This window comes from Clostridium sp. HCS.1, from assembly GCF_047900555.1.
Taxonomy (GTDB): domain Bacteria; phylum Bacillota; class Clostridia; order Clostridiales; family Clostridiaceae; genus Clostridium.
Map to the genome: position 1 here is coordinate 2,378,946 of NZ_CP170704.1, position 19,369 is coordinate 2,398,314.

General features: G+C 28.7%; 17 protein-coding genes. 3 read left to right on the forward strand and 14 right to left on the reverse strand.

Annotation, left to right across the window (positions count from 1 at the left end):
• Positions 1-107: 107 nt before the first annotated feature.
• Positions 108-2,765 (forward strand): transglycosylase domain-containing protein, encoded by a 2,658-nt coding sequence (locus ACFYH6_RS11335; RefSeq protein ID WP_416179970.1) that lies wholly within the window; start codon positions 108-110, stop codon positions 2,763-2,765.
• Between the two features lie 243 nt (positions 2,766-3,008).
• Positions 3,009-4,451, forward strand: coding sequence for an alanine/glycine:cation symporter family protein (locus ACFYH6_RS11340; RefSeq protein ID WP_416179971.1), 1,443 nt, complete (start codon positions 3,009-3,011; stop codon positions 4,449-4,451).
• Positions 4,452-4,480: 29 nt separating this feature from the next.
• Here ACFYH6_RS11340 and ACFYH6_RS11345 read toward each other — a convergent pair whose 3' ends face one another.
• From ACFYH6_RS11345 to ACFYH6_RS11390, 10 genes are all read right to left on the reverse strand, one after another.
• The gene (locus ACFYH6_RS11345) at positions 4,481-5,323 is read right to left on the reverse strand and encodes a hypothetical protein (protein ID WP_416179972.1); all 843 of its coding nucleotides are present in this window, start codon (positions 5,321-5,323) and stop codon (positions 4,481-4,483) included.
• Positions 5,324-5,552: 229 nt separating this feature from the next.
• Entirely contained in the window at positions 5,553-6,452 is a 900-nt protein-coding gene (locus tag ACFYH6_RS11350) for a dihydroorotate dehydrogenase (RefSeq protein WP_416179973.1), read from the reverse strand.
• Positions 6,453-6,472: 20 nt separating this feature from the next.
• Positions 6,473-7,216 (reverse strand): dihydroorotate dehydrogenase electron transfer subunit, encoded by a 744-nt coding sequence (locus ACFYH6_RS11355; RefSeq protein WP_416179974.1) that lies wholly within the window; start codon positions 7,214-7,216, stop codon positions 6,473-6,475.
• Between the two features lie 11 nt (positions 7,217-7,227).
• Positions 7,228-8,103, reverse strand: a complete 876-nt coding sequence (gene pyrF / locus ACFYH6_RS11360) for an orotidine-5'-phosphate decarboxylase (RefSeq protein WP_416179975.1) — start codon at positions 8,101-8,103, stop codon at positions 7,228-7,230.
• Positions 8,104-8,112: 9 nt separating this feature from the next.
• Positions 8,113-9,309, reverse strand: coding sequence for a dihydroorotase (locus ACFYH6_RS11365; RefSeq protein WP_416179976.1), 1,197 nt, complete (start codon positions 9,307-9,309; stop codon positions 8,113-8,115).
• Positions 9,310-9,325: 16 nt separating this feature from the next.
• Complete coding sequence (locus ACFYH6_RS11370) at positions 9,326-9,757, reverse strand: aspartate carbamoyltransferase regulatory subunit (RefSeq protein WP_316344198.1); 432 nt, start codon at positions 9,755-9,757, stop codon at positions 9,326-9,328.
• Positions 9,758-10,678 (reverse strand): aspartate carbamoyltransferase, encoded by a 921-nt coding sequence (pyrB, locus tag ACFYH6_RS11375; RefSeq protein WP_416179977.1) that lies wholly within the window; start codon positions 10,676-10,678, stop codon positions 9,758-9,760.
• A 256-nt stretch (positions 10,679-10,934) separates the two neighbouring features.
• Positions 10,935-12,110 carry a LysM peptidoglycan-binding domain-containing protein gene (locus ACFYH6_RS11380; RefSeq protein ID WP_316344200.1) on the reverse strand — a complete coding sequence of 392 codons (1,176 nt, stop codon included), beginning with the start codon at positions 12,108-12,110 and terminating at the stop codon, positions 10,935-10,937.
• 171 nt (positions 12,111-12,281) lie between these two features.
• On the reverse strand, positions 12,282-13,061 hold the full coding sequence (locus tag ACFYH6_RS11385; protein WP_316344201.1) for a serine hydrolase: 780 nt from the start codon (positions 13,059-13,061) through the stop codon (positions 12,282-12,284).
• A gap of 131 nt (positions 13,062-13,192) precedes the next feature.
• Entirely contained in the window at positions 13,193-14,293 is a 1,101-nt protein-coding gene (locus ACFYH6_RS11390; protein ID WP_316344202.1) for a 6-phosphofructokinase, read from the reverse strand.
• A 314-nt stretch (positions 14,294-14,607) separates the two neighbouring features.
• Here ACFYH6_RS11390 and ACFYH6_RS11395 point away from each other — a divergent pair, with 314 nt between their 5' ends.
• Positions 14,608-15,540, forward strand: coding sequence for a hypothetical protein (locus tag ACFYH6_RS11395; protein WP_416179978.1), 933 nt, complete (start codon positions 14,608-14,610; stop codon positions 15,538-15,540).
• 55 nt (positions 15,541-15,595) lie between these two features.
• On the opposite strand, the gene ACFYH6_RS11400 is transcribed toward ACFYH6_RS11395, so the two are convergent.
• The 4 genes from ACFYH6_RS11400 to ACFYH6_RS11415 all read right to left on the reverse strand — a co-directional run bounded on the left by ACFYH6_RS11400 (position 15,596) and on the right by ACFYH6_RS11415 (position 19,321).
• Positions 15,596-16,507, reverse strand: a complete 912-nt coding sequence (locus tag ACFYH6_RS11400; RefSeq protein ID WP_416246481.1) for an IS3 family transposase — start codon at positions 16,505-16,507, stop codon at positions 15,596-15,598.
• Positions 16,483-17,160 (reverse strand): transposase, encoded by a 678-nt coding sequence (locus ACFYH6_RS11405; protein WP_416246458.1) that lies wholly within the window; start codon positions 17,158-17,160, stop codon positions 16,483-16,485. Before ACFYH6_RS11405 ends, ACFYH6_RS11400 begins: the two co-directional genes overlap by 25 nt.
• 82 nt (positions 17,161-17,242) lie before the next feature.
• Positions 17,243-18,136 carry an undecaprenyl-diphosphate phosphatase gene (locus tag ACFYH6_RS11410; protein ID WP_316343941.1) on the reverse strand — a complete coding sequence of 298 codons (894 nt, stop codon included), beginning with the start codon at positions 18,134-18,136 and terminating at the stop codon, positions 17,243-17,245.
• An 87-nt stretch (positions 18,137-18,223) separates the two neighbouring features.
• Positions 18,224-19,321, reverse strand: a complete 1,098-nt coding sequence (locus ACFYH6_RS11415) for a hypothetical protein (protein ID WP_316343940.1) — start codon at positions 19,319-19,321, stop codon at positions 18,224-18,226.
• Positions 19,322-19,369 lie beyond the last annotated feature (48 nt).

Here is a 19,369-nt window from a genome sequence, read left to right on the forward strand (position 1 = left end):
AGTCACCTTCTAGAGTTATTATTTTACTCTTAATATAAATATGCTATAATATATTATATTATTTATTATGAACCATTAAATAATTACAAATTATAAGGGAGGAACAAATGGCTAACAAAGATACTTCTAGAACAGAAAAAAGCCAAGCTAATGTTAAGAAAAATAAGAACACTAGCAAAAAAAGCAAGAAAAAAAATCAACCTAAATATAAGAAAATTTTGAAAGGTACATTTCTTGGGATACTAGTTGCATTACTTCTATGCGTTGTAGTAGGACTTGGATATGTATTTGCAATTATAAAAAGTACTGAAGAATTAGATGTTAATGCAGTTTTAAGCTTAAATGAACCTTCTATGCTTTTTGATAGCCAAGGAACATATATTGATAATTTACCTACTGACGAAGAAAGATATAAAGTAAGTTTAGATGAAATGTCCGACTACCTTAAAGATGCTTATATTGCCATCGAAGATGAACGTTTTGAAACTCATCCTGGTATTGATATAAAAAGAACTATAGGATCTGCCTTAAGATCTGGTATTTATTATTTTACTGGTAAAGGTTCTGTACAAGGTGGTTCTACTTTAACTCAGCAATTAATTAAAAATACATTATTAACAAATGACGTAAAAATAGAAAGAAAAATTAGAGAAATTTATCTTTCTTTAAGTCTAGAAAAGAAATTATCTAAGGATCAAATATTAGAAGCATATTTAAATACTATTCCTTTAGGTGGCAAGGTTTATGGTGTTGAAGCTGCTGCAAAGTACTACTTCGAAAAAAGTGCTAAAGACTTAAGCTTACCTGAATCTGCATTTATTGCTGGATTAACTCAAGCACCTACTGATTATAGTCCCTACAATCCTGCTAACAAAGAAGATCCTAGTCTTTACTTAGATAGAACTAAAACAGTTCTTATGAAAATGAAGGATTTAGGAAAAATAACTCAAGAAGAATATGATGAAGCTTATGCTTTTGTAGATGCAAATCAATTTGCATTTTCTCAAACAGTTATTACTTATAAAATAAACTATGAATGGTTTGTATATCCTGCAATCGATCAAGTAAGAGAAGATTTAAAAGAAACATACAAATACACTGATGAAGAAGTAGATAGATTATTCTCAACAGGTGGTCTTAAAATATATACTACCATGGATAGAGCAATGCAAGATTCTACTCAAGCAGTTTTAAATGATAGAAGTAGTATTCAACAACTTGATATTTATGCTAACCCAGAAGTTACTGATGAAAATGGTACTCCTGCTCTTCAAGCAGCAGCTGCTATAATGGATTATAGAACAGGAGAAGTAAAAGTCTTAGTTGGTGGTAGAGGTGATCAGCCTGCAAGATCTACTAATAGAGCCTATTATGCTTTAAGATCTATAGGTTCTACTACTAAACCTTTGACAGTTTATGGACCTGCTATAGATACCAGAGCTGTAACTGCCGGAACAGTTTTTGATGATGCTTTATTGCCTTCTTCAATTAGTGCTAAGTATAATAATTATAATCCTCAAAACTGGAATTTTAAATCTGATGGATATATCACAGTTAGAGAAGCACTTGCACTATCTAAGAATGTACCTACAGTTATGGTGGAAGATAAACTTGGTATTGAAAATGGATTATCCTACGGTGAAAAATTAGGTATAATTTATGGTACAAAATCAAGAAGTAGTATAGCTACACTCTCTTTAGGAGAATTCACTGGTTATGATGAAGAAGATGGTTCTATAGATGGTGGCAATCCATTCATTTTAGCTTCTGCTTTTGGTACCTTTGGTAACAATGGATTATATACTGAACCTATTCTTTATACTAAAGTTGTAGACGGAAATGGCAAAGTATTACTAGAGAAGACCCCTAAACAAGAACAAGTTTTCTCCCCACAAACTGCATATATTATGAGAGATTTACTTAAAGGTCCTTTAAGTTTTGATGGTTCTTTAGCAGGACTTTCCAATATGCCTGTAATAGGTAAAACAGGAACTACTAGCCTTGTTACAGATTTCCTATTTGCTGGATTAACTCCTTACTATTCAGGTGCTGTTTGGATCGGTTATGATAACCATGGAAAAATGGGTGGGGCAAGTTATAGTTCTTCAGCTGCTTCATTATGGGGTGCTGTTATGGCTCCAATTCATGCAGATTTAGAATATAAAGAATTTGATGGAAATCCTGGTGGAGTTACAACTGTTACAATTTGTAAAGATTCTGGTAAGAGAGCAACTGACCTTTGTTCACATGATCAAAGAGGCTCAAGAGTTTACACAGAAATGTTTATATCTGGAACAGAACCTTCAGGAGTATGTGATGTTCACGTATCAGCTAAAGTTAATAAAAATAATAATAAGTTAGCTACAGAAAATACTCCAAAGGATTTAGTTGAAGAAAAAGTATTTATTAAGAAAGAAAATGCATATAAAAATGCTGCTGATTATAAATATGTTTTACCAACAGAAAAGGATGATACAAAGGCTCCTGAAAAAATTGAAGAGTTTAAATTATCAGACTTAGGAATTAAAGTTGGTACTAATGCAGATGATGCAATAAATCTTCTAAAATCTAAAGGCGTTAATGTTACTATTAAAAATAATGATTCTAAAAATAGAACTATTAAAAGTATCTCCTCTGATAAAGCTAAAAAGGGCGATACTATAGTTATAGAACTAGAGGCAGAAACTCCTAATAATAATAATAATAATAATAATAATAATGAAGAACCAAACGAAAACGGAGAAACAGAATCTCCTAATGAATAACTCTTCATTTTACATTTTGAATATTTAATTAGAGGCTACTTAAGTAGCCTCTTTTTTTATTTCTTTTTATGAATATTTAATATGTAATAGTTTCATTTTTTCTTTTAATTTCCTGTAAATTAGGGATTTTATTCTACTTTTATGAATCTTTTATGCTATTCCCTTGCATAATTTAATAAAATATTATATTATATTCTTATTGAAATTAAATAAATTTTACACTAATGAAAAGGGGGAATTATTTTGAATTCATTAAATAATGTAATATTATCAATTAATGATATTCTTTGGACTTACATATTAATAGCAATGCTAATAATAATTGGTCTTTATTTTACATTTAAAACAAAATTTGTTCAATTTAGAAATATTAAAGAAATGTTTAACCTTTTATCCGATGGAAAATCTAAAGATAAAACTTCTGTTTCATCTTTTCAAGCCTTTTGTATAAGCACTGCTTCTAGAGTTGGTACTGGTAATCTTGCTGGTATTGCAACAGCTATATCTATTGGAGGACCAGGGTCTATTTTTTGGATGTGGCTTATTGCATTAATTGGATCAGCATCAAGTTTTATAGAATCAACTTTAGCTCAAATATATAAAAAAAAGGATGGAAAGAGCTTCATTGGTGGTCCTGCCTACTATATGGAGAGAGGATTGAAAAAAAGATGGATGGGTGTCATATTTGCATTTTTAATTACCATTGCTTTTGGATTAGTTTTTAATTCAGTGCAAGCAAATACAATCACTCTTTCATTAAGTAGTTCTTTTGGTTTTAATAAAATTGTAATCGGCACAATTATAACAGTTTTAACCTTAGCTGTTATTTTAGGTGGAATTAATAGAATTGCAAAAATATCTTCTATTATAGTTCCTATTATGGCTATTGCATATATATTAGTTGCTTTGTTTATAGTTTTTAAAAATATCACTTCTTTACCTGGTGTTTTTAAAATGATATTTGAAAATGCCTTTGGATTTAATCAAGTTCTTGGAGGTGGGATTGGTGCCGCACTTATGCATGGAATAAAGAGGGGTTTATTCTCAAATGAAGCTGGTATGGGATCTGCTCCAAATGCAGCAGCTACAGCTACAGTTTCACATCCTGTTAAACAAGGGTTTATACAAACTCTAGGAGTATTTACAGATACATTAATAATATGTAGTTGTACAGCTTTTATCATATTATTAGCTGATGTACCACTAGATGGTTCAATTAAAGGTATTGAGCTTACTCAACTAGCCTTAAGTTCTCAAGTAGGTTCTTGGGGTGGAATATTTATTTCCGTATGTATTTTATTATTTGCTTTCAGTTCAATAGTTGGAAATTATTATTATGGAGAAACAAATATTCAATTTATTACAGACAAAAAAATCTATATTCATTTATACAGAATATCTGTTGGGTTTATGGTGTTTTTTGGTTCCTTAGTAAGTATGGACATAGTTTGGAATTTGGCTGATGTATTTATGGGCCTTATGGCTATAATAAATCTTATAGCTATAGTACTTTTAAGTAAAATAGCTATTAAAGCTTTAGAAGATTATAAATATCAAAAAAGCCAAGGAATTAAAGATCCAGTATTCTACTCATCATCTATTCCTGAATTAGAAGGTCATATAACAGAATGGCCAGTATATTCTGAAGAAAATCCTGATGATGATGACGATGAATTAGTAGCATAATAAAAAGAGGTTGCTTAAGCAACCTCTTTTTATTTTTTAGCAACAGCCTCTAAATTATAATTTATTATTTCTCCATTATCTGCTCTTACAAAAGATTTAATAAATTCCTCTGTACTATCCTTATTAATAATTTTTATATTAAATATATATGCTAGTACCATTTCCTTATCTGAATTATTAATATAGGCTAAAATAGGCTTACCTTCTATTTTTGCATTAATATTTAAACTTTTAAAGTTATTATTTACACTTTCTCTTGCTTTTTCTTCATCTATATTTATTTCATCTATATAATTCATTGCTTCTAATGAATAATTAGTATATCCCTCTAACTTACCTGTAATTTTGTTAATTAAGCTATTTATTTCTTGTTGATAACAAGGATATTCATTTCTATATTTATAAAATATAACATTATATACTAAAGAGTTATCATTATCCTTACTTTTAATCTCCTTGAAAGCAAACTTTTCCTTTGTTATATTAGAAATATATGTTTTAGCCAAAGCAATAGCTTTATCTCCACTAATTTCTTCTGCTTTATATTTTTCTTCTCCTAAATTTTTATTAGAAAATCCTACAACCCTATAGTCTTTATCAATATCAACTCCATAGTTACCAACTATAACTGAATATTTTATAATAGAATTTTTGTTTGATAATTTATTCAATGCCTCTTCTTCTACTACAGCATCTTTAATTATGCTATTTTTTTCAATTATATCATTATCATATAATTCCTCTATAAATTCTTTTGCTACCTTAACTTCTTTTGTGCCTCTATCTAGTATATTACTTACGCTAAATCCTATAAGTAATAACAATACTATAATAATTACACTAAAAACTATACTTGCTTTTTTAAATCTCATTGTATCCTCCTTAACTTACCATAGTAATAAAATCAAATCTTTATTACATACAATGATTTATTATATTATTGTTCATTATATATTCTACACCATTTATTAAAGAATATAAAGAATATTTTAAAAAATATATACATGATATACTCTTTTATTTTTAAATTATCTTATTATATAAAAAAGCTGTAAGACTATTCTAAATATAATCTTACAACCTTTTTAATCTTTATAATTTTTATTTTATACATCCTATTATTTCATTTATATCTTTAATACCCTGCTCTATACAAAAGCCTTCTATTTCTGATATTATATCTTTTCCAGCTAGTGGATTTATAAAATTAATAGTTCCTATTTGTATTGCAGTTGCTCCTGCCATCATAAATTCAATTGCATCTATACCGCTTGAAATCCCACCCATTCCTACTACTGGAATATTTACTGCCTTAGAAACTTCATGAACCATTCTTAACGCAATTGGCTTTATCGCTGGTCCCGAAAGTCCTGCATATCCATTATTAAATACAGCTTTTCTCTTATATGGATCTATTGCAAATCCTTTTAATGTATTTATTAAAGATATTGAATCAGCTCCTGCTTCCTCACAACTAACTGCCATCCTAACAATGTCCTCTGCATTAGGAGAAAGCTTAACCATTAGAGGCTTATCAGAAATTCTCTTTATCTTGGATACTACCTCATATGCAACATTTGATTTTATTCCAAAGGCCATTCCTCCTGATTTAACATTGGGACAAGATATATTTAGCTCAATCATATCTATATCTGTTCCTATTAATCTTTCAATAGCTTCTTCATAATCTTCCATGCATCCACCACCAACATTTGCAATTATGTTTGTTCCTAATTTCTTCATCATTGGTAATTCCTCAGATATAAATTTATCTATTCCTGGATTTTGTAATCCAACAGAATTCATCATTCCTGATGGAGTTTCGTATACTCTAACGCCACCATTCCCCGCTTTAGGATTTAATGTTAGTCCTTTTGAGGATATTCCGCCTAAAATTCCAACATCATAAAAATTATTATACTCTGCTCCAAATCCAAAGGTTCCTGAGGCAGCTATCACTGGATTTTTAAATTCTACTCCATTTATATTTACCTTTAACATTACAACTTCCTCCCTTGACTTTAAAGCTCCACATAATATCCATCAAAAACTGGACCATCTTTGCAGGTTCTTTTATTTCCATCTTTTGTTTTGCAAGTACATACTAAACAAGCACCTACTCCACAAGCCATATGCTTTTCCATAGATACATATATTTTTACATTCTTTTCTTTACACATATCTACTACTTTTTTCATCATTATCTCTGGACCACAGCAAAGAACAGTATCATATTCTTCTACTTTGAGAATATCAGTTACAAATCCCTTGTGTCCATGCTTTCCAGTATTAGTACTTAAATAGGCATTATCAGCATATTCCTTTATTTCATCTATTAAATAAATATCATCTCTAAATCCTGCATATAAATCTATTTGGGAATTTCTATTATTTTCTCTTAACTTTTTAGCTACCTCTAGCATAGGTGCAGTACCAATTCCCCCTGAAACTAATGCTACTTTTCCAAGATCCTCATATACATTAAATCCATTTCCTAATGGTCCAGTAAGATTTATATAATCTCCATTTTTAAGATCAACATATTCTCTAGTACCATTTCCTACTACAGCATATAAGAAAGTTATAGTTCCTTGATTCTTTTCACATACACTTATAGGTCTTGGAAGTAAAGTTTGTCCATTTAACTTTAACATATAAAATTGTCCCGCTCTTACTTCATTATTATCTTCTACAACCATCTTGTATATTCCAGGGACTATGTTTTCATTTGATATAACTTTTGATTTAGTATAAGCCATCTTCATTAGTTCTCCTCCTATAGATTCTCCACTGCAGCTCTTATTTCATCTCTCATTCTAATAGCTTCTTCTCTTGCGCATAATGCAAATTCTTTTTCTCTTCCTGATTGCTTCTTATAAGCTAAAAGTATAGCTCTTGAAGAATTAACAATTCCGCCATTTCCATTGTTTAAATATATAGCTACATCTTCTGCTTTTCCACCTTGTGCACCATATCCAGGTATTAAAAAGAACATATTATTAAATCTCTTTCTTATCTCAATTCCCTCTTCAACATGTGTACAGCCTATTACTCCACCAATACTTGAATAACCACAGTCTCCAGATACTTTACTTCCCATTTCAGTAAGCTTATCTCCAACAATTTTATAAACATCTCTTCCGTCTTCAGTTTTTATCATTTCTATATCTTCTGCCCCTGGATTTGAAGTTCTAACTAGTGTAAAAACTCCCTTGTTTCCTTTTTCCATATATGGCATATATGGTTCTATACTGTCCATTCCCATATATGGACTTAAAGTAATAAAATCTGCTTCAAAATCTCCTTCAAAATGAGCCTTTGCATATTGTTTAGCTGTTGCAGCTATATCTCCTCTTTTTATATCTGCAATAATAATTGCATCTTTTTCTCTTAAGTAATCTAATGTTTCTTTATAAGCAAGCATTCCTTTTAATCCTAAAGCTTCATAATAAGCTATTTGCACTTTAAAACAAGCAGCTACATCTATAGTTGCATCTATTATTTCTTTGTTAAATTCAACTAAAGCCTCTGTTTCACTTCTTCCTTCCAAAAGATGATCAGGTATATATTCAATAGCTGTATCTAAACCAACACATACAACTCCTCTTTCCTTTACTCTATTGTATAACTTATCTATTATAAAACTTTTCATATTATCCTCCTACTTTTTATAAAGAATTCTTCCAGACTTTATAGTCATTTGAACTTCACCATAAAACTCCATTCCTTCAAAAGGCGTATTTTTAGCTTTTGAATGGAAATCCTTTGAATTTACAACTATCTTTTTATCTAAATCTAATAATACTAAATCTCCATCCATCCCTGGACTTATAACACCTTTATTCATTCCAAGTATTTTAGCTCCATTCCTAGACATTATCTCACTTAGTTTATTTAAAGTTATTTCTCCACTTTTAACTAAACTTTTATAACAAATTGGGAAAGCTGTTTCTAATCCTACCATTCCTGGAGAACCTTTTTCTTTGTCTTCTTTGGTATGTGGTGCATGGTCTGTTCCTATACAATCAACTACACCATCTTTAATTGCTTTTATTACTTCAATTACATCTTCTTTTTCTCTTATTGGTGGATTAACTCTATAATCATTCTTATCCTTTGTTAGATATATATGATGTGGAGTAACCTCACAAGTTATATTGCTAAAGTGCTTCTTTGCATCTCTAATATATTCAATAGCTTCTTTTGTGCTAACATGACACATATGAAGTCTAGCCCCAGTTTCTTTTGCTAAATATATATCTCTTAATGTCATTATGTTTTCAGCTATTTTCATATCTATATCTGAAAAACCTTTATCTTCGGCATGAGACATTATAATCCATCCATTATCTTTTGCTTTAAGCATTGCATTATACATTATTTCGGAATCCATAACTCCAACGCCATCATCTGAAATTGCTTTAAGCCTTTCATCATTTTCAAAATCATCAAGATGACTTAAATCTTTCCCATTAAACCCTTTAGTAACTGAAATACATTGATGTAAATCTATTAATCCTAATTCCTTTTCTCTATTTCTAACTTTTTCTAAAACTTCTTTGCTTGAACATATAGGTTGAGTGTTTGCCATTAGACAAACCCCTGTATACCCACCTCGTAAAGCAGCTTTAGATCCTGTTTCTATATCTTCTTTATATGTTAATCCAGGTTCTCTAAAGTGAGCATGTGTGTCTATAAATGAAGGCATTACTACAAGTCCATTGGCATTAATAGTTTCTATATTATCTATATTGATATTTAATCCTATTTCTTTAATTATTCCTTTTTCTATATAAATATCCCCAGTAAAATCTTGAGAATAGTCAACAATCCTAGCATTTTTAATTAATAAATCCATAATTTCACCTCTTCTATTATAAATCAGATAGTTTTATTATATTATCGCAATAATCACACTTATAAGTTCCTTTGTCTCCATTAATTAATGTAAATGTATGAGGAACATAGCTTTCTACAGTTGTTATGCATCTTGGATTATTACATTTTATTATATTTACTACCTCTCTAGGTAATTCTGGCTTTATTTTTCTAAATATCTCTCCATTCATTATTTCATTAATAGTTAAGTGAGGAGACAATAAAGTAATGATGGTATAATCAACATCTGAAGAATTTTCAATTTTTATAATATCCTTTTTTCCCATTTTTTCACTTTTCACATTCATTATTAAAGCTACTTGGCTATTTACCTTATCTAAATTTAAATAATTAAATATTTTAATTCCAATCCCTGCTTTAATATGATCAATTACTAATCCATCCTTTATAGTAGTTATTTCCAACATCTATACCACCCCCAAAAGCTTTGCAATTAATGCCATTCTTACATACATTCCAAATTCTGCTTGTTTAAAATAACAAGCTCTACTATCCTTGTCCACTTCTATATCTATTTCATTTACCCTTGGTAATGGATGAAGAATTATCATATCATCTTTTGCCAATTTCATCTTTTCTGTATTTAATATATAGCTATCTTTCAATCTTAAATATTCTTCTTCATTAAAGAATCTTTCTTTTTGGATTCTAGTCATATAAAGAATATCTACTTCATTAATTACATCTTCTAATTTTTCAACTTCTTTAAAATTAATATTATTTTTTAGTAATATTTCCTCTCTAATATAGGCTGGTAGAGATAATTCTTTAGGTGAAATCAATATAAATCTAGTTCCACTATATCTAGAAATTGCTTTTATTAACGAATGTACTGTTCTTCCATTTTTAAGATCACCACATATTCCTATAGTGTGATTTTCTAGACCATTCTTTAATGTTTGAATAGTTAAAAGATCTGTTAAGGTTTGAGTTGGATGTTGATGACCTCCGTCACCAGCATTAATTATTGGAACCTTTGAATACATACTAGCAAGTTTTGCTGCTCCTTCCATAGGATGTCTCATTGCTATTATATCTGAATAGATAGATACCATAGTAATAGTATCTGCTAAAGTTTCCCCCTTTGCTGTTGATGTTGAATTTGGCTCAGAAAAACCTAAGATCTTTCCACCAAGTTTCATCATAGCTGCTTCAAAACTAAATCTAGTTCTAGTACTTGGCTCATAAAATAGTGTAGCTAATATCTTCCCATGACAAATATGAGAATATTCTTTAGGATTTGATATAATTTGATGTGCTAAATTAAAGATTTCTTCTAATTCCTTTTTAGAAAAATCCATTGAATCAATTAAATGCTTATTTTTCATATTATCACTCCTTGTTAACATCTCTGTGTTAAATTTAAAGGTTATACTATTTTTTACATAAAAAAAACTTCCTTATAATAAAGGAAGACATAGTAAACACAAGTATTTAAAATACTTTAATCTCCCTTATTAATCTCTCTGGATCAACTTAAAGGTTATCTTTTCCAATAGAATAACACTTAAACTACTCATTGTCAAGAAACTATTTATATATAAGAATAGAGCTGAAAAAAACAGCTCTATTCAAAATTTACTATTATATTATTCTTAATACTTCTCCTGGATATATTAAATTTGGATTACTTATTTTATTTAAATTAACTATAGACTGATAACTTAATCCATGAGTAGCAGCTATACTAGAAATGGTATCTCCTGGTCTTACAGTATAATAAATCTTAGATTTATTATCTCCTCTTATTAATAACACTTGTCCTGGATATATTAAATTTGGATTGCTTATTCCATTAATACTTGCTAGAGTTTGATAACTAACTCCATATTTTGCTGCTATTAAAGAAAGACTATCTCCATCCTTAACAGTATAATAAATAGCTTCGCCGTTTGAAGCATCTTTCTTTGATGCTTCTATCTTTAATACTTGCCCTGGATATATTAAATTTGGATTACTTATGCCATTTAATTTTGCTATAGATTCATAAGTTGTTCCATATTTAACAGCTATTGAAGAAAGAGTATCTCCTTCTTTTACTACATAATTAACTCTAGTAACTTCTCCTATAGTATCCTTAGGCTCTTCCTTAGTACCACTATCACTTCCACTATCATTGCCACTATTACTGTTGTCATATCCATTCATGCCTTTTTTAATTATTATGGAAGGATAATCTACTATCATATAGTTTTGATCACAAACTACACCAGCTACTTTATTAGTTCTAATTAAATTTGTTTCCCCTCCAAATTGCCACATTCCATAAGCTCCTTTATAGGTACACTCAGTAGCCCATTGTGCAACCCATATAGAATAATCTATTCTTATATCCTCATTTAAATAGCTCTCAAGAAATGACTTGCTTGAATATACTCCTACAAAATATCCTCTTTCCTCAAGATAATCTAACCAGGCTTTCGCTAAATTTGAAACTTGATTTTTACTAAGATTTTTCTGAATACTATCTTCTACATCAAAGTAAATAGGAAGTTCAAACTTTTTATTTTTTAGTACATTATCTTCTAAAAATTTTGCTTCTGCTATAGCTTCTTCCACTGTAGTTGCCATACTATATTGATATACCCCTACCTTTAAACCAACAGCTTTAGCATTTTTATAATATTCTTCAAATCTATTATCTTTAATTCTATTATAAGCACCTCTAATTATAGCAAATTTGACACCTTCATCAGCAGCTTGCTTGAAATTAAAATTTCCTTGCCAAGTGCTTACATCTATACCAAATGTTTTGCTCACTTTATATCTCACCTCTATTAAATATCTTTTATCTTTTGATATATTTTCTCTTACTATTTATTATATTAGTAATAAGATATTATGTTATCGAATTATTTAGTTTATTATAAATACAAAAAGAGTGTCAAAATTTTGACACTCTTTATAACACGCTTATTATTTATTTTTAGTTTAATGCCAATTATTCATTACATCATCCCACATCATTTTACCACACTTAGCAAGTGTAACTGTTCCATAAACACTATTAGGTATACCCATTGATAAAACTGTAAATGAAAAGTTTCCTTTTGGTAATCTTATTAACTCTGTATCATTTTCCACTCCAGTTTTATCTCCAGTTTTACTAGAAATTTCATATTTTAAATCATCTGGAATATATAAAGCTAATTTATTTTTAATTTGCTGTCTAGTTAATATATCAATTAGCATTTGACTATCTTCTTTATTTAAAAATGTTCCATTATATAAATGCTTCCAAACTTGAGCTAAATCATAAGCAGAAGTCATATTTTCAACTTCATCCTTTGAATTTCTCTCATCAGTTGTTTTTCTATTTAAAACAGTGTTTTTTAAACCCATACTTCTTATATCGCTATTAATATTTTCAATTCCAAGTATATCTATTATCTTATTAGCTGCAGTATTATCACTTTGAATTAACATTGCAACTAATAATTCAAAAACAGTATATTCTCTCTCATTAAATTCATGAATTATTCCTGTTCCATATACTTTATCTTTACTATCAATTTTAATTTTATCTAAGAAATCTATTTTCTTATCTTCTTCTGCTTTTATTAAAGATACTGCTATAGGCAACTTCATACAACCTGCCGCCGTCATTTGAACGTTTTCATTGTAACCATAAATATAACCACTCTTCAAATCTTCGAAAAAAAATCCATATGTTCCAATTCTTGATTCTAAATATTTCTTTATCTCTTTCATAATACCCTCCAGCTTTCTTACTGTATTCTCTGCCTATTCTGATTATACCATATTGTCAGAAAATTTTGAAGTATTCCTTAAAATAATTTAAATTAAAAGTGGTGAAGTAAATCTCCACCACTTATAATTCCCTAATCAGCAAAAGAAATACCTACTTTTTTTGCCACCTTAACTAATTCTCCATTAGGATCAACTAGTTTTGATTTTTGTCCAATAACATTTTCTAAGCTATCACTTGAGATTTTACCATCTTTTAAAGAAACCATTTCACCAAATTTTCCTTCATTTATTAATTCAACAGCTGCTACTCCATATCTAGTTGAAAGAATTCTATCATATGTTGATGTTGTTCCTCCTCTTTGTATGTGTCCAAGAACTGTACATCTAACTTCTTTTCCTGGTAATAATTTTTCTAAATCATCTGCTAACTTATTACCTATTCCACCTAATCTAATTGGATCTGGACTATCAGCAACAATTTTAGCTACTACTACTTCCCCATCCTTTGGCTTAGCCCCTTCAGCAACTACAATTATACTAAATTCTCTTCCTTCAGCTTCACGAGCCTTAATTTTTTCCACAATTTTATTTATATCATATGGGATTTCAGGTAATAGTATTACATTAGCAGAACCAGCTATTCCTGATTCTAATGCAATCCAACCTGCACCTCTTCCCATAACTTCACAAACCATAACTCTATGATGAGATTCTGCTGTTGTATGTAGCCTATCTAAAGCTTCAGTTGCTACATCAATAGCTGTATTAAATCCAAAAGTAACATCTGTAGATGCTAAATCATTGTCTATAGTTTTAGGCACTCCTATAACTTTAACACCTTTTCTTGCAAAGTCTCTTGCAGAAGTTAAAGTACCATCACCCCCAATTACTATTAATACATCTACTCCTTCTTTTTTTAAATTTTCAACCGCAACATCAGAAACATCCTTTTTAACCATAACGCCATTTTCTTCAACTAAATAATCAAATAGATTGTCTTTATTTGAACTATATAAAATAGTACCACCTCTATTTAGAATTCCTGAAACGCTATCTAAAGTTAGAGGTACATAGTCATTATTGTACAATCCTCTATAACCAAACTTATAGCCTATTACTTCCATTCCATAATTTAATATCGCTGTTTTTGTTACGGCTCTTATTACTGCATTTAACCCAGGGCAATCTCCCCCACCTGTTAATAATGCTATTTTTTTTATTTGCTGTACCATAAAAATTCCCCCTACCCATTTAGTTACTTTATAATTGATTGTATTTTTTTAAATTTTCTGTGAATTTCATGCAAAAAAATAATTGCTTTATAATTTTCTTTTGTAATTCTTTACAATTCATTCTTTTCTTATCATAATTATAATATCATAAAGATAATTTACTGAAAAGTAGAATTGTTCATATTTTCAATATTTTTTTATTTAGGTAAAATTATACTATGAATTCATAATAATGTATAATTAATTTAATCCTCATATATTTTATTATACATTATTATTTAATTATATTATTACTATTTTATTAAGGAGGTATTATGAACAATATTAATGAAGAATTTACAAAAATTGAATTAGATAAAACTAAGCAAAAAAAGTTAAAGAATAAACTTTTAGCTATTGGAAATGAAATTAATAAAACTGAAAAGACTTTCGAAGAATTAAAAATCAAATTATCTAAGGAAAAGAAAGATGTAGATAAACTTGAATCTTTTACTTTATCCTATATTTATTTTAAGATGAAGGGTAACATAGATGAAAAAATATCTAAAGAAAGATTTGAATTTTTAGAAGCACAAGCAAAATATATTGAATGTGAAGATTACTTAAAAAGATTATTACTTAATAAAAAGGAAATATTAAATGAACTATCTAAGTTAGGAGATTTAGATTTAAAATATAATAATTTATTAAACAAATCTTCTGAATATATTTTAAGCTTAAATAATGATAAGAGCAAAAGTATATTGAAAATATTAGAGAAAATTAAATTTATATCCATAGAAAAAAGAGAAATTCAAGAAGCCTTATTTGAAGGTGATAGACTTATTCCTTATATAGATAATGCTATATCCTCATTAAATAGTGCAAAAAATTGGGGTATTTATGATATGATGGGTGGAGATTTAATAGCTACAATGGCTAAAAGATCTAAGATGAGTGATGCTTCTAATGCACTTAACTCCATAAAGGTAATGCTTAATAAATATAATTCTGAACTAAATGATTTAAGTGAAGATATAAGTGTATCATTGAATTTAGATAGTTTTTCAGGATTTATGGATTATTTCTTTGACAACTTTTTTACAGATTATTTTATTCAAGGTAAAATCAACTCTGCTCTTGATTCATCTATAAATTTAAAAAATAATGTTATAAATATTCAAAATAAATTAACAGATAAATTAAAACTGGCCGAAAATAATTTAGAAAATCTAAAGATAAAGCTAGAGGAAGAGGTTAAGAAATAAAAAAACAGGGATATGAACTGCCCCCTGTCAAGTAGACAGGGTAAATAATAAAAAATTATGCTGCTAAGGTGTGGCTTCTATATTCAATAGGAGCCATACCTTTTAGTTTTTTCTGCAACCTTTTTGTATTATAAAATTCCATGTATTTATCAATAGCTTGATTAAGTTCTTCATAGGTATTAAACTTCCTTAGGTAATACATTTCAGACTTCAGTGTACCCCAAAAGCTTTCCATCGGCCCGTTATCTATACAACGACCTACTCTAGACATACTTTGTATTGCATTAATAGCATTGAGTTTATTTTTAAAGATTTTACTTGTATATTGAAAACCTCGATCACTATGGAATAGTGGCGTTGCGTTCGGATTACTAATAATAGCTTTATCTAAGGTATCGAATACTAACTTATTATTGTTAGACTTACCTAATACATAAGAAATAATACTGTTATCACCGAGATCCAGTATTGCACTTAAATAAGCCTTGTTTCCATTAGTTAATTTAAATTCGGTAACATCAGTTAACCATTTTTCATTTGGCTTATTTGATGTAAACTCTCTATTTAATATATTTTCAGCTGTAATTTGAGGAGTGCTTTTAATATATTTTTTCTTTTTCTTTCTAATAACAGCCGTAAGATTTATAGATCTCATAAGCCTATATATACGTTTATGATTATATTGTGAATTTAATATTCGATTAATATTTAACGTTATACGGCGATAGCCATAAATTCCATTTACTTCTGAATAAAGTTTAGAAACTTCATCTAAGATAATTTTATTTTCTTTATCTCTAAAAGTTTCTGAATGATTTAACCATTTATAATAAGATGCTCGTCCGATTTTCGCACATTTACATAAGCCTGATATTGAGTATCCTAATTCATGTAACTCTTTTATTGCTAGATACTTATTTTTTGACGAAATAGTGTATTTATCTACCTCCTTTCTATCTCCTTCAATTTTTTTAAGAAATCATTTTCCATTTTTAAACGCTTATTTTCTGCTTTTAGAAGTTTTAAATGTGCAGTAGTTTTATCAGATTCACTTAACTCTTCAATTCTTTTATGTCTACCCCGTCTATCGACTAGGGCGTTATATCCATCTTTTTTATACTTCTTCATCCAAGTATAAACTTGCTGATAGGAAACATCATATTTATTAGAAGTTAAGTTATAGTCGTTAGCGTTAGCAATACAAAATGAAACAATATCAACTCTTTCTTCATAAGTAGTTTTTCTTCCTTTTGTCATAATAGTAGCTCCTTTAGTCTTTTTAAATTTAACTATATTATGATCATTATACTGCTTAATCCATCTTCTAAGAATACTACGACTTGATATTTTGTATAGTACACATATATCGCTTAAAGAACCCTTACCGTTAAGGTAATCATTTACCGCTTGTACTTTAATTTTAGATGAATACTTTGTGTTATGAGATTCAGTAATCAATCCTTCTTTCCCAAATGTTTTGTATTTACGTAACCAATCTTCAACTGAGCTTGGATTTATTTGTAGAGCAGCGCATATTTGTGACATAGTTTTATTACCATTAATATAATCATCAAGAGTTTCTAATTTAATTTCAACTGATATTTTTGATTTTCTTCCCATAAAAAATACTCCCTTCATAGTAATAACAGTTTTATTATTTTAACTGTCTACTATAAAGGGAGCATATCAATACCCCTGTTTTTTATATTGTTAAAGTTACTATTCCTGCAAGTGATAATGCTAGTAACACTATACCTGCAACCACTCTATATATAGCAAAAATTCTCATAGGTTTCTTCTTTAAGTAGCTTACAAAAATATCCATAACAATTATTGATACTATAAAGGCTACAATAAATCCTAATATTAATGCCACAGTAAATGTTGAATTCATAATTGAAAAATCAAAATGTAATAAATCCATTGCAGATGATCCAACCATAGCTGGCACAGCTAAGAAAAATGAAAACTCTGCTGCTACTGGTGTTGAAAGTCCTGCAATCCATCCACCCATAATAGTAGACGCACTTCTTGACATTCCAGGCCACATAGATAACACTTGGAATAATCCTACCTTAATTGATTGAATTGGAGTTATATCAAATACATCATTAGTAGGCATCTTTCCTTTTCTTTTAGAAACTTTATTTCTGAACATATTTTCAATAACTATTAGCAGTATACCACCTACTATAAATCCAACTACAACTGCCCATGGTTCAAATTTTTCTTTAATTTTATCATATAAAGTTAATCCTACTATTAAAGCTGGAATAGAACCAATAATAATATTTATTCCAAACTTAAATCCTTTTTCTCCTTTTTTCCCACCTGAGAAAATAAAAGTAAAAAACTCTACAACTGCTCCCCAAAGTTTATTCCAATATAATACTACAACTGCTAATATTGCACCAAGTTGAATAACAACTTCAAACATCTTAGCAAACTCTTCCGCTCCAGGAGCTCCCGTTCTAAATCCAATTAAACTTCCAACTAAAATCATATGACCCGTTGATGATACCGGTACAAACTCCGTTAGACCTTCTACTATTGCTATAACTATAGCTTTAAGTATATAAATAAAATCTAAACCCATTACTTTTCCTCCCTTATGTCTTCTACAACAAGTTTTATTATACATTCATATATAAATACTGTCTATTCATAAAATATTAAAAATTTATTATTTAAAATTCACCTCTATCTTACTTGTTACATCTACTCCATTTAATGAAAGTTCTATACTATTATTTCCTTCTGTAAGATTTATATCTTTATATTTCTTAACCTTTATAAATTCTCCATTATTTTCTCTTATGTAATATTCATCAAGAATTTTACCATCTTTAAAAGCACCTATTATAAAAGCCTCTCTATTTTCTTCATTTCCAATACTATTATCCTGTTTTTTCATTAATATTATATATGCTTTCTCGTCTTGATTTTTAACATCTTCAATAGGATTTTTATTCATTAACTCTTTATTTTCTGTAAATATAGTTGGAGGTAAATAACTTCCCTTAAATTTAAGGGTAATATCCTTTTTATCCTTTATATATGTTATATAACTATTACTTTTTAACATATCTGTTGTATTATCTATACTTATTGTATATGTATATAAAAGTTTCTTTAGCATAGGAATATAATCACTTCTGTCAGTATTTCCAGTATAATTTAAATTTCTTATATCTGTATCTAATAACTCCATAGCACTACAAGGGAATCCATTATTATCAAAATATCCCTTATCTATAAAGTCAATCATTATCCATTTATTATATTCCTTGCTCCAGTACTCAACTACATAATAAGATTTTTCCTTATTAAAACTAGTATTAAGCCTCTTAAATTCGCCAATTCTAGCTGTGTATCCAAGGCTTTGCAAAACATCTCTATAAATTATACCTAAATCTCGTGCTGATACTTTTTTAGACTCTGCCTTGTCTTTTAAAATATCAAAGCCATTAATTCTATTTGTACTTTGAATATCATCAAAAGTAATAATTTCATTAAGTACAGTAATAACCTTTATAGACTTCTTAAGATTATCCTTTTCACCTCTTAATTTTTCTTCTACATTATTAGTTTGCTTTAATACACTTATTTTTTTATCATTTTCATCACTATAAAAAAACTGTATATTATTTTCATTGTATATATTTTCCCAACTCTTAACATTTAGGCCTTCTTTATATTTATTCTTATAAATATAAAAAAATCCAATAATTATAATAAGTATAACTAAAATAACTTTAATTCCTTTCTTAGCACCTTTCATACACCCTCCAAAAACCTTTAAATGATTTTTTTTATAAAAAAAGTGCTA

Coding starts and splice junctions, on each gene's coding strand:
- ACFYH6_RS11335 (WP_416179970.1), top strand. CDS start 108: ATGGCTAACAAAGATACTTCTAGAACAGAAAAAAGCCAAGCTAATGTT.
- ACFYH6_RS11345 (WP_416179972.1), bottom strand. CDS start 5,323: ATGAGATTTAAAAAAGCAAGTATAGTTTTTAGTGTAATTATTATAGTA.
- ACFYH6_RS11350 (WP_416179973.1), bottom strand. CDS start 6,452: ATGTTAAAGGTAAATATAAATGGAGTAGAATTTAAAAATCCAGTGATA.
- ACFYH6_RS11355 (WP_416179974.1), bottom strand. CDS start 7,216: ATGAAGATGGCTTATACTAAATCAAAAGTTATATCAAATGAAAACATA.
- pyrF (WP_416179975.1), bottom strand. CDS start 8,103: ATGAAAAGTTTTATAATAGATAAGTTATACAATAGAGTAAAGGAAAGA.
- ACFYH6_RS11365 (WP_416179976.1), bottom strand. CDS start 9,309: ATGGATTTATTAATTAAAAATGCTAGGATTGTTGACTATTCTCAAGAT.
- ACFYH6_RS11370 (WP_316344198.1), bottom strand. CDS start 9,757: ATGTTGGAAATAACTACTATAAAGGATGGATTAGTAATTGATCATATT.
- pyrB (WP_416179977.1), bottom strand. CDS start 10,678: ATGAAAAATAAGCATTTAATTGATTCAATGGATTTTTCTAAAAAGGAA.
- ACFYH6_RS11385 (WP_316344201.1), bottom strand. CDS start 13,061: ATGAAAGAGATAAAGAAATATTTAGAATCAAGAATTGGAACATATGGA.
- ACFYH6_RS11390 (WP_316344202.1), bottom strand. CDS start 14,293: ATGGTACAGCAAATAAAAAAAATAGCATTATTAACAGGTGGGGGAGAT.
- ACFYH6_RS11395 (WP_416179978.1), top strand. CDS start 14,608: ATGAACAATATTAATGAAGAATTTACAAAAATTGAATTAGATAAAACT.
- ACFYH6_RS11405 (WP_416246458.1), bottom strand. CDS start 17,160: ATGGGAAGAAAATCAAAAATATCAGTTGAAATTAAATTAGAAACTCTT.
- ACFYH6_RS11410 (WP_316343941.1), bottom strand. CDS start 18,136: ATGGGTTTAGATTTTATTTATATACTTAAAGCTATAGTTATAGCAATA.
- ACFYH6_RS11415 (WP_316343940.1), bottom strand. CDS start 19,321: ATGAAAGGTGCTAAGAAAGGAATTAAAGTTATTTTAGTTATACTTATT.